This is a genomic window from Micromonospora sp. NPDC127501 (assembly GCF_040302185.1).
Classification (GTDB): Bacteria; Actinomycetota; Actinomycetes; order Mycobacteriales; family Micromonosporaceae; genus Micromonospora.
The window spans coordinates 125,142-141,626 of the sequence record NZ_JBEORJ010000001.1; the positions used below are offsets into that span (position 1 = coordinate 125,142).

12 protein-coding genes are annotated in these 16,485 nt (G+C 70.5%); 9 read left to right on the forward strand and 3 right to left on the reverse strand.

Annotation, left to right across the window (positions count from 1 at the left end; all coding sequences use genetic code 11):
- Positions 1-85: 85 nt before the first annotated feature.
- From ABTW72_RS00490 to ABTW72_RS00500, 3 genes are all read left to right on the forward strand, one after another.
- A complete protein-coding gene (locus ABTW72_RS00490) occupies positions 86-712 on the forward strand; it encodes a glyoxalase (RefSeq protein ID WP_350852230.1) in 627 nt (208 codons plus the stop codon).
- Between the two features lie 11 nt (positions 713-723).
- Positions 724-1,179, forward strand: a complete 456-nt coding sequence (locus ABTW72_RS00495; protein ID WP_350852232.1) for a pyridoxamine 5'-phosphate oxidase family protein — start codon at positions 724-726, stop codon at positions 1,177-1,179.
- A gap of 85 nt (positions 1,180-1,264) precedes the next feature.
- Positions 1,265-1,684 (forward strand): PPOX class F420-dependent oxidoreductase, encoded by a 420-nt coding sequence (locus tag ABTW72_RS00500; RefSeq protein WP_030337921.1) that lies wholly within the window; start codon positions 1,265-1,267, stop codon positions 1,682-1,684.
- A 59-nt stretch (positions 1,685-1,743) separates the two neighbouring features.
- On the opposite strand, the gene ABTW72_RS00505 is transcribed toward ABTW72_RS00500, so the two are convergent.
- A complete protein-coding gene (locus ABTW72_RS00505; RefSeq protein WP_350852235.1) occupies positions 1,744-2,628 on the reverse strand; it encodes a bile acid:sodium symporter family protein in 885 nt (294 codons plus the stop codon).
- Positions 2,629-2,773: 145 nt separating this feature from the next.
- On the opposite strand from ABTW72_RS00505, the gene ABTW72_RS00510 reads away from it, so the two are divergent.
- Complete coding sequence (locus ABTW72_RS00510; RefSeq protein ID WP_350852238.1) at positions 2,774-4,102, forward strand: glycoside hydrolase family 18 protein; 1,329 nt, start codon at positions 2,774-2,776, stop codon at positions 4,100-4,102.
- Between the two features lie 57 nt (positions 4,103-4,159).
- Here ABTW72_RS00510 and ABTW72_RS00515 read toward each other — a convergent pair whose 3' ends face one another.
- The gene (locus tag ABTW72_RS00515) at positions 4,160-4,516 is read right to left on the reverse strand and encodes an effector-associated constant component EACC1 (RefSeq protein ID WP_350853912.1); all 357 of its coding nucleotides are present in this window, start codon (positions 4,514-4,516) and stop codon (positions 4,160-4,162) included.
- A 202-nt stretch (positions 4,517-4,718) separates the two neighbouring features.
- Here ABTW72_RS00515 and ABTW72_RS00520 point away from each other — a divergent pair, with 202 nt between their 5' ends.
- The 3 genes from ABTW72_RS00520 to ABTW72_RS00530 all read left to right on the forward strand — a co-directional run bounded on the left by ABTW72_RS00520 (position 4,719) and on the right by ABTW72_RS00530 (position 11,011).
- Entirely contained in the window at positions 4,719-7,496 is a 2,778-nt protein-coding gene (locus ABTW72_RS00520; RefSeq protein ID WP_350852241.1) for a M14 family zinc carboxypeptidase, read from the forward strand.
- A 564-nt stretch (positions 7,497-8,060) separates the two neighbouring features.
- Entirely contained in the window at positions 8,061-8,663 is a 603-nt protein-coding gene (locus tag ABTW72_RS00525; protein ID WP_350852244.1) for a hypothetical protein, read from the forward strand.
- On the forward strand, positions 8,660-11,011 hold the full coding sequence (locus ABTW72_RS00530) for a VWD domain-containing protein (RefSeq protein WP_350852246.1): 2,352 nt from the start codon (positions 8,660-8,662) through the stop codon (positions 11,009-11,011). Before ABTW72_RS00525 ends, ABTW72_RS00530 begins: the two co-directional genes overlap by 4 nt.
- 45 nt (positions 11,012-11,056) lie before the next feature.
- Here ABTW72_RS00530 and ABTW72_RS00535 read toward each other — a convergent pair whose 3' ends face one another.
- Positions 11,057-13,117, reverse strand: a complete 2,061-nt coding sequence (locus tag ABTW72_RS00535; RefSeq protein WP_350852249.1) for a cellulose binding domain-containing protein — start codon at positions 13,115-13,117, stop codon at positions 11,057-11,059.
- Between the two features lie 793 nt (positions 13,118-13,910).
- On the opposite strand from ABTW72_RS00535, the gene ABTW72_RS00540 reads away from it, so the two are divergent.
- Together ABTW72_RS00540 and ABTW72_RS00545 are read left to right on the forward strand one after the other, a co-directional pair.
- Positions 13,911-15,245 carry an extracellular catalytic domain type 1 short-chain-length polyhydroxyalkanoate depolymerase gene (locus tag ABTW72_RS00540; RefSeq protein WP_350852252.1) on the forward strand — a complete coding sequence of 445 codons (1,335 nt, stop codon included), beginning with the start codon at positions 13,911-13,913 and terminating at the stop codon, positions 15,243-15,245.
- 523 nt (positions 15,246-15,768) lie between these two features.
- Positions 15,769-16,476 (forward strand): SanA/YdcF family protein, encoded by a 708-nt coding sequence (locus ABTW72_RS00545; protein WP_350852255.1) that lies wholly within the window; start codon positions 15,769-15,771, stop codon positions 16,474-16,476.
- Positions 16,477-16,485 lie beyond the last annotated feature (9 nt).

Genomic DNA, 16,485 nt, shown 5'->3' on the forward strand with positions numbered 1-16,485 from the left:
TCGATCTGCGCCGTTCGGGACAGCTGACGAGACCGGTCAGGATTCAAGAAGCGCCGGTCGCCCGGCCGCGAATAGCGTGATCGCCATGACATCCATCGCTTCCGTCACCCTCGACGTGGCCGACCCCGCGGCCGCCCAGCGCTTCTACACCGCCGCCTTCGGTCTGGACAAGCAGATCCGCCTGCGGGCCTCGGACGCACCGACGAGCGGCTTCCGTGGGTTCACGCTGGCGCTCACGGTGTCCCAGCCGGCCACCGTCAACGGCCTCATCGGCACCGCCCTGGACGCCGGTGCCACGTCGCTGAAGCCTGCCGCGAAGTCGCTCTGGGGCTACGGCGGTGTCGTGCAGGCCCCGGACGGGACGATCTGGAAGATCGCGACCTCGGCGAAGAAGGACAGCGGCCCGGCTACCCGGCAGATCGACGAGATCGTGCTCCTGCTCGGAGTCGCGGACGTGGCTGCGAGCAAGCGGTTCTACGTCGAGCGCGGCCTTGCCGTGGCGAGGAGCTTCGGCCGCATGTACGTCGAGTTCGTTGCCGGGTCCAGCCCCGTGAAGCTGGCGCTGTACCGACGTCGTGCCCTCGCCAAGGACGTCGGCGTCGCCCCCGACGGCACCGGGTCGCATCGACTCACGATCGGCGGCGACGGCGGGCATTTCACCGACCCGGACGGGTTCGCCTGGGAAGCCTCATCGCTGGCGACCGCGAAGTGACCGGAGGAAGCATGACGGAAGTTCCGCCGCGTGGGCTCGAGCAGAGGCTTCGGGACACTCGCGCCAGACTGGAGAGCGACATCGACCTCTGGGTCGCGACGGCGGGCTCCCCCGGGGGCGTACACCTCATACCGCTCTCGTTCCTCTGGGACGGGACCGCGTTCCTCGTCTCAACGCCGCGCGCCTCGATCACCGGCCGCAACCTGGTGGCGGACGGTCGGGTGCGACTCAGCCTCGGGCCGACGCGCGACGTCGTCATCGTCGACGGCACCGCCGAGCCGGTGGACATCGCCGACCTCGGCCCGGAGACGGGTGATGCGTTCGCGACGAAGACGGGCTTCGACCCGAGTGGCCTCGACGAGCCTTACCAGTACTTTCTGATCCGACCGCAGCGCATCCAGGCCTGGCGGGAGGCGAACGAGCTGAAGGGCCGCGTCCTCATGCGTGACGGCCGCTGGCTCGGCTGACCGCGCGATGTACCTGTAGCACCATGATCGGGGCGGGCGGGTGCGTAACGTGCAGGGGTAAACGTTGTCGCGACGAGGAGACTTCATGTCCAAGCCACCGCTTCCCGAGGCCGCGGTCGCCATGCTCCAGAAGCCGAACCCCGCCGTCATGACCACCCTTCGCAATGGTGGCCAGCCGGTGTCCGCCGCCACCTGGTACCTGTGGGAGGACGGCCGGATCCTGGTGAACATGGACGAGAGCCGCCGCCGGCTGGAGCACGTCCGCAACGACCCCCGGGTGTCTCTCACCGTGCTCGACGAGGCTGGCTGGTACACCCACGTCAGCATCATCGGGCACGTCACCGAGCTGCGCCCCGACGAGGGTCTGGCGGACATCGACCGGCTGTCGAAGCACTACACGGGCAACGCGTACCCACGCCGGGAACGGGCCCGGGTCAGTGCCCTGATCGAGATCGACCGCTGGCACGGTTGGGGCGCGCAGAAGGACAACAACCAGGTCGGCTGACCGTCACCGTCCGCCCTGTCGCCTCGACGGCTGCCCTCGGGGCGACAGGGCACCGGCCGTCAGGGCGTCAGGGCGGTGGCGGACCGGGCGCCGACGCGGGTCACCAGGTAGCCGAAGGCCGCCGCGGTGAAGAACATGACGATGCCGTAGACGGCGCCCGGGATCGCCATCTGGGTGCTGTTCAGCAGCGCCGGGCTGAGCGCGATCGTGATGGCCAGGGTGCTGTTGTGGATGCCGATCTCGAAACCGGCGGCCGTCGCGGCGCTCCGGTCGACACCGGCGAGGCGCGGCACCCCGTACCCGATGGCGAGGCTGAGCAGGTTGAACGCGAGCACGGCCAGGCCGACCGAGACGAAGTAGTCGGCGATGTTCTCCCGCTCACCGAGCACCGCGCCGGCGATCACCGCGACGAGTACGACGACGGAGAGGATCCGGACCGGGCGGTTCAGCCGCTCGGCCAGGTGCGGCATCCGCGCCCGGACGAGCATGCCGATCGCGACCGGTACGAGGACGATGGCGAAGACCTGGAGCACCTTGTCGAACTGTAGGCCGATGCTCCTGCCGTCGGGCAGGAAGTACGCCGCGGACAGGTTGACCAGGATCGGCAGGGTGAACACGGCGAGCACCGAGTTGATGGCGGTCAGGGTGATGTTCAGGGCCACGTGCCCGCCGAACAGGTGGCTGTAGAGGTTGGCCGTGGTGCCGCCCGGCGAGGCGGCCAGCAGCATCATGCCGACGGCCAGCTCGGGTGCCAGGTCGAACGCGAGGACGAGGCAGAAGCAGAGGGCCGGCAGCACCAGCACCTGGCACACCAGGGCGATGACGGCGGCGCGTGGATGCTGGGCCACCCGGCGGAAGTCCGCCATGGTCAGTCCGAGACCCAGACCGAGCATGATGATGCCGAGGGCGATGGGCAGGCCGATCAGAGTCAGGGCGGAGTCCATGGCACAACATCGTTACCACCGGGTAACGCCGCAACAATCCCCCATGTGGCTGGACGCCCTTGACCCCGGACGGTGACCGGCTTAACTTCATCAATCAGATAAGTCTCTTTACTAATTCTGTCTCATGCCTCGTGGGAGTGTGCCGATGCGACCATTCCGCCACCGCCGTCTCACCGCCGTGGTCACCCTGGCGGCCCTGCTGTTCACGGCCGCCCCGCCCAGCGCGGCCAGCGCGGGCGACAACCAGCAGCGCCGCACCGGTTACCACCGGGTCGGCTACTTCACCCAGTGGGGCATCTACGGCCGGGCCTTCCCGGTCAAGAAGCTCGAAACCTCCGGGGCGGCGAGCCGCCTCACCCATCTCAACTACGCCTTCGGCAACGTCAGCGAGGACGGCCGCTGCTACGTGGACGGTGGGCCCGGCGAGGGCGACGCCTGGGCCGACTACCAGCGTCCCGTCCCGGCCGAGGAGAGCGTCGACGGCGTCGCGGACGCACCGGGCCAGGCGCTCAACGGCAACTTCGGCCAGCTCGCCAAGCTCAAGGCCAAGCACCCCAAACTGAAGGTGCTGATCTCGCTGGGCGGCTGGAGCTGGTCGACGTACTTCTCGAACGCGGCCCGCACGGACTCCTCCCGCAAGGCCTTCGTCACGTCCTGCATCGATCTCTACCTCAAGGGAAACCTGCCGGGCACTGCCCCGGGTACCGCAGCCGGCGTCTTCGACGGCATCGACCTCGACTGGGAGTGGCCCAACTGGGCGGGTGAGCCCGGCAACGTCATCCGCCCGGAGGACCGGGAGAACTTCACCAAACTGCTCGCCGAGTTCCGCCGGCAGCTCGACGCGTACGGTCGCACGACCCGCGCGCACCACCCACTGACCGCGTTCCTGCCGGCCAGCCCGGCCACCATGGACGCCGGCTACGAGGGCCGCAAGATCTTCAAGTACCTGGACTTCGCCACCGTGCAGGGCTACGACTTCCACGGCGGCTGGGATGCGCGGGCCAACCAGCAGTCGGCGCTGCGCGTTCCGGCGGGTGCCCCGGACAACCCGGACTTCTCCGTCGAGGTCGCCGTCGACGGGTGGATCGCCCGTGGCGCGCCGCGGGACAAGCTCGTGCTCGGCATCCCCTACTACGGTCGCGGCTGGACCGGCATCACCGGCGGCGGCAACGGCCTGTTCCAGCCGGCCACCGGGCCCGCGCCGGCCACCTTCGAGGCCGGCTACGAGGACTACAAGAAGCTGAAGACCCTGACCGGTAACGGCTACACGGTGCACCGCGACCTGCGCGCCGGGCACGCCTGGTTGTTCGACGGTACGACGTTGTGGACGTACGACGATCCGGCGGTCGTGTTGCAGAAGACGCTCTACATCCGCCGGGCCGGCCTGGCCGGCGCCATGATCTGGTCGCTCGACGGCGACGACGACAACGCCACGCTGACCAAGACGATCGGCCTCGGCCTGACCACCTGGTAGCCGTACCTGCGTCACCCGGCCCGTCGCCGGCCGACCTCTCGGCCGGCGGCGGGCCGTTCACCGCTGTGCGGGTGTCACCGCGCGCACCGCGGCCTCGATGAGCGCTGTCACCTGGTCCATGTCCCGAGCCCGGTGCACGTCCACCTCGGCCGACCATCCGTCGGGCCGGGTGAGTCTCACCGTCACATCGTCGCGGCGGTGGGTCAGCCAGCCGGCGATCGCCTGCACCAGCACCATGGCGGTGCCCGCATCGCTGGCCGCCACCTGGAGGACGTCCGTGGTGTCCGCCGACGTCCCGTCGGGGGACGTCGTGGTCACCCCCTCCCGCAGCCGATCCTCAGCGCGCAGCCAGGACGCCAGCGAACGCCGAGCATCGGCGGACGGAAAATCCGGATGGACCGAGAGCGTGATCATCTCCGGCACGTCTCCTCCTCCCAGACGACGACAAGCCCACGCCACCATCCTGCCAGTCCGCGTCGGAACCGGCACGCCGAGTAGTCGTCAATATCGATCAACCCTTGACCGTCGTATCGGCGGTTCATAGGCTCCGGCCACTGCGAAGTTGTTCCCGAGAAGGGAAACACGACTCATGGCCCCACCGACACGTCCATTCCGGATGGTCCCCGCCAGGCGGCTGGCAGGTGCCGCGACGATCGCCCTCCTGCTCGGCATGGTCCCCCTGCTCGGCGGCACAACGGCCGCGAGCGCCGCCCCGCCCACCCGGTGCAGCGACGACCCGGCCGCCCGGTTGGGTACGGTGCCCACTCCGGAGAACGTGCTCGGCTTCCCGCTCGGCGTCGGGCAGGAGCGGGTCGTCACCAACGACGAGGTCCGGACCTATCTCGGGGCGGTCGACCGCGCCTCCAACCGGGTCGTCACCGGCGTGATGACCACCAGCGTGCTCGGCCAGCCGTTGCCGTACGCGGTGGTGTCCAACGAACGCCACGTGCGGCCCGCCGCGCTACGCGAGATCGCCGACGACATCCGGGACCTGCGCGATCCGCGCCGGACCAGCGCGCGAACGGCCGCTCGGACGGCGAAGGACAGCCCGGCCATCGTCTGGGTCACCGCGAACGTGCACGGCGGCGAGAAGAGCGGCGCCGACGCGGCGCTCAAGACGTTGTACGAGTTGGCGGCGGGCCTGTCCTGCGCTGTCGCCCAGCGCAACGACAACCTGGTCACCATCATCGTCCCCACCCAGAACCCGGACGGCCGCGACGCGACCCGCCGGCAGAACGAGTTCGGCTTCGACCTGAACCGGGACTGGTTCGCCCGCACCCAGCAGGAGACCGACGGCAAGCTCGAACTGCTGCGCCGCTACCCGGCGCAGGTGTTCATCGACGCACACGAGATGGGCGGCCGGCAGTACTTCTTCCCGCCCAACGCCGACCCGATCCACCACGAGATCGCCGGTGAGGCGGTGGACTGGATCAACCGCATCGGCGAGGCCAACAAGGCGGGCTTCGGCTTCAACGGGGCCTGCGACGAGACCGTCACCACCGAGTGCTACTTCAACTACGACACGTACGACATGTTCTTCATGGGCTACGGCGACACGGTGCCGACCACCGGCTTCGGTGCGGCCGGCATGACGTACGAGAAGGGCAGCGCGTCGGCCGTGGCCGACCGGGTCCAGCAGCAGTTCCACACCCAGTGGTCGACGCTCGGCTGGGCTGCCGCGAACAAACGCGAGGTGCTCGACGGCTACTTCGACATCTGGACCGACGCGCTCGCCCAGGGCAGGGCGGGCACGCTCGAACCGAACGAGGTGGTGCAGCCCACCAACGAGGTCCAGTTCCCGGTGCCGGACCTCACCATCCGCTCGTACTTCCTGCTGCCCGACCGGCAGCTCGCCGACGTCCGCCAACTCGTCGAGCGGCTGCGCCGGATGGACGTCGAGGTGTACGAGGTGCAGAAGCCGACCCGGGTGCCCACCGCGCGGGTCTTCGGTGGGCGCAGCGCCACCAACGTGACGGTGCCCAAGGGCGCGTACTGGATCCCGATGGACCAACCGCAGAAGCACTGGATCCAGGCCATCATGGGCGAGGACCCCTACGTCCCGTTCCCGTACTTCTACGACGTGTCGTCCTGGAGCAACCCGCTGCTGATGGGCATCAACACCATCTACACCGGAGACACCGTCCGGCCGAGGGCCGAACTGGTACGCAAGGTCTCCGGCGGTCGCACCGGTGCGGCCTGGCCCTGGGGCTCGTACACGTACCCGCTCGACTCGGCCGCCGCCGCGGAGTTCACCTTCAGCCTGCTCGGCCGGGGCGTACCCCTGGTCCGTGACCTCACGACCAGCACTGTCGCCATCCCGGCGGCCAGGGTGAACCGGACCGTGGACGGGCTGGCCGAATCCCTCGGGGTCAGCCTCACCCCGGGCGGTCGGCCCTCCGGCACCCGCCTCGATCTACCCGACGTGGGGCTGTTCCAGGGCACCGGCATCTCCACCACCTCCGGCTCGCACGGCGAGGCCCGCTACGTGCTCGGCAAGCGGTGGGGCCTCGACCTCACACCGGTCACCACTGCCGACATCAACGACAACACCGAGGCGTTCACCGGGCGTACCGTGCTGCTGGTGCCGGACGGCAGCAGCGCCAGCGGCGGCCTGACCGCCGCCGGGCAGGCCAACCTGCGCGACTGGATCAGCCAGGGTCACACCTACCTCGGGCTGCGCAACGAGGGCACCCGGGTGGCCCGGGCCGCCGGGCTCACCTCGACCACGGAGAAGGCCAAGCCGGCGGACTACCTGGTGATCGGCTCGCACCTGCGTGTCGACGTCGACCAGGCCAGCCCGGTGGCGCTGGGTCGCCCGGCGGAGGACTTCGAGTTCAACAACAGCGACCCGATCCTCACCCCGAGCACCACCGGGACGAACGTGCTCACCTACCCGACGGGCGATACCTTCTGGGCCAACGGTTTCACCGTCGGGGCGGAGACGCTGAAGGGCACCGCAGCCGTCGTCGACGAGCCGACCGGCGCCGGTCGGGCGGTGCTGTTCGCGTTCAATCCGCTCTTCCGCGCGTACAACGAAAATGGCCTGCACCTGGTCGCCAACGCGCTGCTCTACCCGACGACCGCCGCGCCCGACGCCCGGCGTCCGGCCGGCGTCGACGCGGCGCGCGCCAGCGCCGCCGCCGCGCCGGTACCGCCGGACCTGGGCGGCGGCTGGCGGCCGATCACCATCCAGGTGGCGGCCGGCGACCTGGCCCGCACCCGGGCGGTCGTCGAACGCTTCACCGCCGACGCGCAGGCGTCCGAGAAGAACGGCTCGGCGTACGTCGTGATCCCGAACCCGCAGGGACTCCAGGTGGACGAACACCCGTTCGCGAGGGATCTGGTACGCGCGTTGAACGCCGCCAAGGTGCCACTGCGGTCCGTGGTCGGCTGACCAACCCGCACAGCGAAGCGCCCGTCCCCCTCGAATGGGGGCGGGCGCTTCGGCGCGTTCGGGGATCGGCTACGACCGCCCGGCGACCTCGGTCGCCCTGCTCCGACCCGCGGCCGAACGATGGCGGCAAACTCGTCGGTGGCCCGCCACACGTTGTGGCTGGCTGCCGCGACGACCGCCCGCTTGCCCCGGGGCCTGGGGTGAAGGAGGGGTTTGGGGCCTTTGGAATTTGATGTCGTTGACGAATCAGGCAGCAGTGCGATCGGGTGATTCGTTTGGGACATCAGCTCCATAGCGACTGAGAGGGTGGTTCGGGAGCGTGGGTCCGATGTGCAAGAGCGACCTCCGGCCGCGACTGCGACTGCGACTGCGTCATGATCGGCCACCTCTCCCCCGCCTGTTGTCCGGTCCCGCAGCACACCGTCCACGATCATCGACCTTCGGCCCCTCGGGTCGGCTAGCGGACACCCACCGGGCCGGATCACGACAGCGCCCCGGCACCCGTCGGCGCAGGCTGGCCGGGATCTGTGCCGACCGGCGGCACCCGGAGGAGGCTCGCGGCCCATGGGTGTAACCCGCGCACGGACGGCGGTGCTCGCCGGCGGTCTCGCGCTACTGCTGATGGCCACCACCGTCGGGTGCAGACGGTCACGTCCGTCGCCGACGCCGTCCAGCGGCACGGCGACGGTCGGCCTGACCGTCAGCGCCGGGCAACCGTCGTACCGGGTGGGTGAGCAGATCAGTCTGCGGCTGAAGCTGGTCAACAACCGCGACGCCGAGTGCCAACTCAGTCGGGTGCCGGACGGGGCGGTGACGGTCATGTCGTTGACCCGCGACGGCACGGCGGTGGCGCCCGCGGTCGGCGGCGCCGCCTACTACCGGGACTTCACCGCGTACCTGGTCGAGAACCTGGTACGGGTGCCGCCGCGTGGGTCGGTGGAGCTGACGCTGGGCAGCGACCCGCAGAGCCCGGCCGGCCCGGCGCTGACCACCTCCGCCCCGGACGGGCGGGGCGGGGCCGACGTCACCTGGTGGCCGGTCGACCAGCCGGGGGCGTACCGGCTGGTGCTGGGCTACCTGCGAGCGCCGCTGCGCGGTGTGCCGGCGGACGCCTGCGCCGCGACGGCCGAGCAGGGCGCTGTCGCGTTCGAGGTGAGAGGCGGGTGACCGGGTTGCGCGTGATCCGGACGGGTCTGGTTCTGGCAGGCGTGCTGGTGCTCGTCGCCCCCCAGGCGGCGTCCGCCGTGGTCAGCGTCAACAGCGACCTGCAAGCGGAGTACGCGGGCTGCGTCGGACAGATCCGCGGCTCCGGCAACGGCGCGGTGCTCGACGAACTGGAACGCTCCGGCAAGCAGATCAAGGTGCGCAGACCCATCTTCGGCTCGGAGAGCAGCACCACGACGTACGTCCCGGGCAGTGATGTGCAGATCAACTGGGTGCCGGAGAACGACGGGCGGGCGCTGCCGGAGGAGGGAGCGGGCTTCACCGAGGACCAGTGCGCCACCCTGGTCCACGAGATGAACCACGCCCTCGATGAGGTGAACGACACCGACCGGGGGCAGTTCTGCACGCAGGGCGGTCAACAGGCGAGCACCGTGGACCCCGCCGAGGTGCACGCGGTGCTGGCGGAGAACGCGTACCGCAAGGCCGTGGGGGTGCCGCTGCGCACGACGTACAGCGGTCAGAAGCTGCCGTCGAACGGCAAGGACTGCGACCAGCCCAAGCCCCGACCCCCCGGTGGCGGTGGCTGTTCGATCTCGGTGATCGGCAAGGGTTACCGCTGCGCGAACAGCAACGGCGACCCGCACCTGCTCACCTACGACGGTCTGCGGTACGACTTCCAGGCCGCCGGCGAGTTCGTGCTGACCCGCTCGACTACCGACGACTTCGAGGTCCAGGTACGACAGACGATGTTCCCGGCCAGCTCGGTGGTGGCCGTCAACTCGGCCGTCGCGGTTCGGGTGGCCGGCGACCGGGTCGGCGTGTACGTCACACCCGACGGCCCGGCGGTCCGGGTGAACGGCGCCGCGCCGGTGTCCGCGCCCGACAGGGTGAAGCTTCCGCGCGGTGGCACCGTCACCACCTGGGGAGACGGCACTGTGACAGTGGAGTGGCCGGACGCCGCCCGATTGACCGCGCAGCCGATCGGGGTGTGGGGGCTGAGCGTGAGCGTCGGCGCGCCCACCGCCCGGGCCGGCACGCTGGAGGGCCTGCTCGGCGACCATGACGGTGACCCCGGCGACGACCTGACAGTGCGCAACGGGAAGCGGATGGCGCAGCCGCCCACGTTCGAGGCGCTGTACCCCGGCTTCGCCGACAGTTGGCGCGTCGAGGCGCAACGGTCGCTGTTCGACTACGAGCCGGGGCAGAACACCGGCACGTTCACCGACCGGCGCTTCCCGGACCGACTGCTCACCGTCGGGGACCTGCCCAACCGGGCCACCGCCGAACTCGTCTGCCGGCGGGCCGGTGTCACCGATCCGCAGATCCTCGCCGACTGTGTGCTCGACGTCGGCCTCACCGGGCAGGTGGCGTTCGCCGAGGACGCCGCCCGCGCGCAGCGCGAGGCACCCGCTGCCGGCGACGTCGACCTGGCGGTGACCCGGGCCGGCGCCACGGCCGCGATGAAGGTACCGGGCCGGGCCGGTCAGAAGATCTTCGTGGAGGTGCCCGCCGCCACCGTGCCGGATCGCTGCGGGGTGTTGTTGCTGCTCGACCCGCAGGGCCGTCAGCTGGCGACCGGCTGCGTCATCTCCGGCGTCGGCTTCATCGACACGACCACCTTGACCGCCACCGGCGACCATCAGGTGGTGCTCGACCCGTGGGATGCCAACCTCGGTCGAGCGACGGTACGGGTCGTTGCGGTGACCGACGAGGAGAAGACGCTCACATTGGACGGGCCGCCGGTCCGGGCGACGCTCGCCCAACCGGGCGCGGTCAGCCGCCTGTCCTTCGACGGCCGCGCCGGCCAGAAGGTCTTCCTCCAGGTCACCGACGCCACACTGCCGGACCGGTGCAACCTGCTGCGCCTGCGCGACCCGGCCGGTGAACAGGTGGCCAGCGGCTGCGTGATCGGCGGCCAGGGGCATGTCGACGGGTTCGTCCTGCCGGCCGCCGGCCGGTACGTGCTGGAGGTCGACGGGACCTCCACCGACACCGGCTCGGCGGACGTGCGGTTGCGCGACGCCAGCGACGAGCAGCGGGACACCGTCGCTGATGGACGGGCGACCACCCTGTCGGTCAGCCGGCCCGGTGCGGTGAGCCGCCTGCGGTTTCCCGTCGACAGCGGTAAGCGCCTCATCGTCGAGGTGAGCGCCGCGAGCCTTCCCGACCGGTGCGCGATTCTGACCGTCACCGGCCCGGGCGGCGAGGCGGTGGGCAGTGGTTGCGTCATCGGCGGTGTCGGGCGCTTCGAGATGGGCCCGCTGCCCACCGGCGGCACGTACGCCCTGGTGCTGGACCCATGGGCGGACGAGACCGGGTCGGCCACGGTCACCGTCCGCCAGGTCGGTTGACCGGACGGCCGGCTGACCCGACGAACGGGCCAGCCGGCCGTGGCGTCAGCCGGTGGCGCAGATGGTGCCGTTGAGGGTGAACGCCGTGGGCAGGACGTTCGGCCCGCCGTACGCGCCGACGAAGCCGGCGCTCACGGTGCCGCCGGCGGCGATCTGCCGGTTGTCGGTGGTGGGCGTGACCCGCACCGCGGTGCCGACCTGCTCCCAGGTGGCGCTCCAACCACTGCTCACCTGCTGCCAGCCGGTGGGCCAGGTCCAGGTGAGCGTCCAGCCGTTGATCGGGCGGGACCCGTTGTTGATGATCTCGACGCCGCCGATGTAACCGTTGCCCCAGTCGTTGTTGGCGCTGAAGCGGACGGTGCACGTACTGGCGGCGGGGCTGCCGGTGGCGAAGGTGAGCGGCGGTGAGGCCCAGGAGACCCGTCCGGCGGTGTCGCGGGCCAGCACGTTGACGGTGTACCTGCTGCCCGGCACGAGGTTGCCGACAGTGAACGAGGTGGACGACGTCTCGCCGAGCTGCTCGCTGACCGCGCCGTTCTGCCGGTACACCTCGTACTTGGCGATCGGGCTGCCGCCCGGGGTGGACGCCGGCCAGGTGATCGTCGCGGCGCGGTCGGTGACGCCGCTCGCGGTCGGCTGTCCCGGTGCCGCCGGCCGTCCGGCGGTCGCGCCTGCCGGGCGCAGCACGAGCGTGGTCAACGAGTACGCGGGCAGCGTCCGGCTGGTCGCCGAGCCGGACTGGTTGGTGACGATGCCGGTGGCGCCGTTGGTGAGGGTGGACACCGTCGGCGCGACGGCCGACGGGGTGAACCCGGCGTAGTCGATGGTGACCGGGTGGTCGTTGTCCGGGTCCTTGTTCACCAGCAGCACGGCGAGATCTCCGTTGCTCCGGCGGACGGCGTGGGCGGTCACCAGGGGCTCGTCGGTGCCGGCGCGAACGAACTGGTCGCCGGTCTTCGCGAAGAGCGTCATCATGCTCAGCCCGTGGTACGGCGCGAACGGTGTGTTCAGCGGCGGTTGGCAGACCGAGCCGTCCGCGGTGCAGGCCCCGCTGGAGAGCATCCCGAAGTCGCCGTAGTCGGTCTGACCGGCCACCTGCGTCACGGTGCCCATGCCGTTGTGCACGTTCCACCAGTGGGCGGTGAAGACGCCGTTCTCCAGCAGACCGCTGTAGACGTCGGCGAGGAACAGCGCGGCCGGTTGGGTGTTGCGGCCGGCGTCGACGTTCAGCTCGGTGAAGCTGATGCCGATGCGGTCGGCGTTCGGGCCGGCGTACCGGGCGAGCTGCTGCCGCAGCAGGTAGGTGGCGTCGGGAAGGTGGTTGACGCGGGCCAGCGACTCGGCCGCGGTGCCGCCCGGGTACCAGTGCACGTCCACGAAGTCGATCTTCGGGCCGGCGATGGAGAGCACCGTCTGGTTCCACGGGCCCGGGTCGCTGCCGGCGGTGATCCCGTCCGGCCAGTTGCCCGGCATGGTCAGCACCGCTCCGACCTTGATGCTCGGGTCGACCGCCTTCATCGCGTCGGCGTACTCGACGACCAGCCTCGCGTACTGTGTCGCGCTCTTGTCGGGGTGGTCGTCAGCCTCCCACGCGGACCCGTAGTGGCCGTTGCCGTAGTTCTCGTTGCCGACGGTCCAGTAACGCGCGTCGTAGCCCTTGGTCACGTTGGCGTACCGCACCCAGTCGGCGGCCTCGGCGGGCGTACCGGTGCCATAGTTCGCGATGATCATCGGCTGTGCGCCGACGCGCCGGACCGCCGCCATGAAGGTGTCGAAGTCGGTCCCCGGCGCGACGTAGCCGCCGGGCGCGGTGTGGTCCTTCCAGTGGTAGATGTCGGCGTACGAGCCGCCGGGGTAGCGCATCATCTGCACGCCGGCATCTCTGAGCAGGTCCGACGTCTCCGTGGTGCCGAGGTTCGTGTCCCAGATGGCGTGGTTGACACCGAGAGCGGTGTCCGGCACGGTCGCCAGGCCCGCGCGGGTGTTGACGGTCACGGTGACCGGGTCGGCCGCCGCGCTGGCGGTTGGTGGGTTGACGCCGGCGAGCGCACTCGCGGCGAGCAGCAGGCCCGCCAGGAGTGCTGCTCGGGTCTTCGGTTCACGCATGGGCGGGGTTCCTTCACGCGGATGAGCGCTCCGGCCGGTCGGGGTGCGACGCGGGAGGGGGCAACTCGTGGACGGCAGGCTCTGGTTGGTCCATCGTTTGTGTCACCGTCCCCCGGAGATCACATCTGGATCCCGGCTGCCCAGTGGACGGGCGTCAGCCCCGCGCGTGGCTTTCATCGACGTACCACAATTGCACTGTCGGCACGACAATCTCAAGGTGCGTCAGACGTCGTCCTCGCCGCGCCCTGAACGACGCCCACGGACATTCACGGCGGCCAGCAGAGTGACGACCGCGGCGGCCAGTTGCAGCACGCCGACGAGCAGATCGACCACGCCGGACATGGCGGTAGCGTCTGGCAGATGGGTCATGAGACGGCCTCCGGGTTCGTGCCCACCGTCCGCTTCCTGCGGAAGGCCCTCCCCCGGGCTCAGCGGTGACCGCTTGAGCGCCGCCCTCATTGTGGCATCCACTCTCCACCGAGCGGAAGACGCGAACGCTCGACAGGAGATCGGTAGACGTCATACGTTACAGCTTGACGAACGGCATGTTATCGCTCACAGTCGATGCGAGGCGATCAGTGTCCGCGGCTCACCGGGAGACCCCTCGCTGGTCTGTCCTCAGTGGTCAGGGCGTCCCCGGGCAGGTGGACGTCGCATCAGGATCTGTCCGCAGCCGCCGGTGACGCGCGGCGGACGTCGCGCGCCTGGGGACCGCCCAGGCACCGTCGTCGACCGCCTGCGCCGGACCGCCGTGCTGCCGCCGGTCCCCGACTCACGACAAGAGGAACCGCCGATGAGATCAAGGATCGCACTGCTGGCCGCCGCGCTGGCGACGGCCCTGGCGACGGTGACGGCCGTGGTCACGGTCGCCACCCCGGCGTCGGCCGCGACGCTCACCCAGGTGACCAACTTCGGCACCAACCCGACGAACCTTCAGATGCACCTGTACGTGCCGGATCGCGTCGCGGCTCAGCCGGCCCTGCTCCTCGCCCTGCACTACTGCACCGGCAGCGGCCCGGCGCTGCACAGCGGCTTCGGGCTGAGCACCCTCGCCAACCGCTACGGCTTCATCGTGATCTATCCGTCGGTGACCCGGAGCAGCAAGTGTTGGGACGTCTCGTCACCGCAGGCCCTGCGGCGCGACGGCGGCAGCGACCCGGTGGGCCTCAAGTCCATGGTCGACCACGTCCGGAGCCGCTACCCGGTCGATGCCGGCCGGATCGGTGTGGGTGGGTTCTCCTCCGGCGCGATGATGACCAACGTCATGGTCGGCCTCTACCCGGACCTGTTCCACGCCGGGTTCAGCTCCTCCGGGGTCCCATTCGGCTGCTTCGCCACCACCAACGGCGCGGAGTGGAACAGCGAGTGCTCCGGCGGACGCATCGTCAGGACCGGGCAGCAGTGGGGTGACCTGGTCCGCAACGCCTACCCCGGTTACTCCGGCAAGCGTCCCCGGTTCCAGATCTGGCACGGCACCACGGACACCACGCTGAGCTACGTCAACTTCGGCGAGCAGATCAAGCAGTGGACCAACGTGCTGGGAGTGTCGCAGACCCCCAGCTTCACCGACTCCCCGCAGACCAGCGCCACCCGTACCCGTTACGGGGGCACCGGCGGCACGGCGCCCGTCGAGGCGATCAGCTTCCAGGGGTACGGCCACTCCATCCCGTTCGACGCCGCGCAGGCCGTCCGGTTCCTCGGCTTCGACACGACGAGCCCCACCACCCCGCCACCCGGCGGCACGTCGGCACCGCTGCGCAACACCGGTGCCAACCGCTGCCTCGACGTCCCGTCGCGGTCGCAGACCAACGGCACCCAGCTGACGTTGTGGGACTGCAACGGCGGCGCCAACCAGCAGTGGACATCGACCGCCGCGAAACAACTCCAGGTGTACGGCACGAAGTGCCTGGACGCGGAGGGCGCGGGGACCTCGCCGGGCACCCGGGTGATCATCTGGGACTGCAACGGCGGCACCAACCAGCAGTGGAACGTCAACACCGATGGCACGGTGACCGGCGTGCAGTCCGCGCTGTGCCTGACGCCCAATGCCGCCGGCACCGCCAACGGCACCCCGGCGGTGCTGTCGAGCTGCAACGGCACGAACAGCCAGCGGTGGACCCGAAGCTGACGCGGTGACCGACGGCGGCGTACCCGTCGGTTGCTCGTGCGGGTGTGCGTCCCGCTGCTCGGGCCCGGACTCCGAACAGCGGGACGCGACCCGGCGGCCAGGGCTGGGCCGACGGTCGCCGTCAGGGCGGCCCAGGTGCGGGCCCCTGCCCTGCGGGTTCGCTGGGCAGGTGAGCGGGCCGGTTGTCGTCGCACGACTGTCCCGGCTGCTGCGGTGCCCTGGAATCCCGGTGGCCGTTCATACCTCGGCCGCGTGGCGCGCGGGTCGCCCAGTGGTGGTCTCGGGCCGTCTCGCGCCGGCCACGTGCCACCCGCCCCACGCCACGATCGTCGTCCTGCATGCCTCGGGCCAATGGCGACAGCTCCGTCACAGCGGCCCGAGGTCGGTCGAGGGTCGACGACTGTCCGTCACGTTAGCGCTAACAGTGAGCGATTGTCCATAGACAACAGTCTTCGTTTGCTGCTCCGGACGGTCGCGGGCACACCGACGACGGTCGTGCGCGCGGGCGGAATAGCCTTGCGGCATGCGGGGACGATTCGGCGCGGCCAGACGGTGGTACGGGGAGCACCGGCGGTTGGTCCGTCGCACCGTCCTCGCGTTCGCGGTGGGGGCGGTGGCGCTGACCGGGGGCACGGTGGCCAGCGTGTCGTGGATCCGCGACACCGCGGAGGGCCACCTCTACGGTGAGGCCGAGGTGCCGGACGCGCCGGTCGCCCTGGTCCTGGGCACCAAAGTGGACGCGGACGGCACGCCCTCACCCGTCCTCACCGCCCGGTTGGAGATCGCGCGGCGGCTGTTCGACGCCGGCAAGGTGCGGGCCATCCTCGTCTCGGGCGACAACATGAACGCCGACTACAACGAGCCCGCCGCGATGCGGGACTGGCTGGTGCAGCGGGGTGTACCAGCGCACAAGGTGGTGCCGGACTACGCCGGCTTCGACACGTACGACTCGTGCGCGCGCGCTGAGCGGATCTTCGGGGTGCGGCGAGCCACGGTGGTGACCCAGACCTTCCATCTTCCGCGCGCCGTGGCGCTGTGCCGGCGCCTCGGCATCGACGCCAACGGCGTGGGCGACGACAGCGCGAAGCGGTACGCCCAGACGTGGTGGTTCAGTTCGTCCCGGGAGAACGGCGCCTGCCTGAAAGCCGCGCTGGATCTGCTCTCCGGTCGGGATCCGGCGCACCTCGGCCGCCGGGAGACGGGCGTCGACGACGCTCTACGCGACGACTGACGTCAGCAC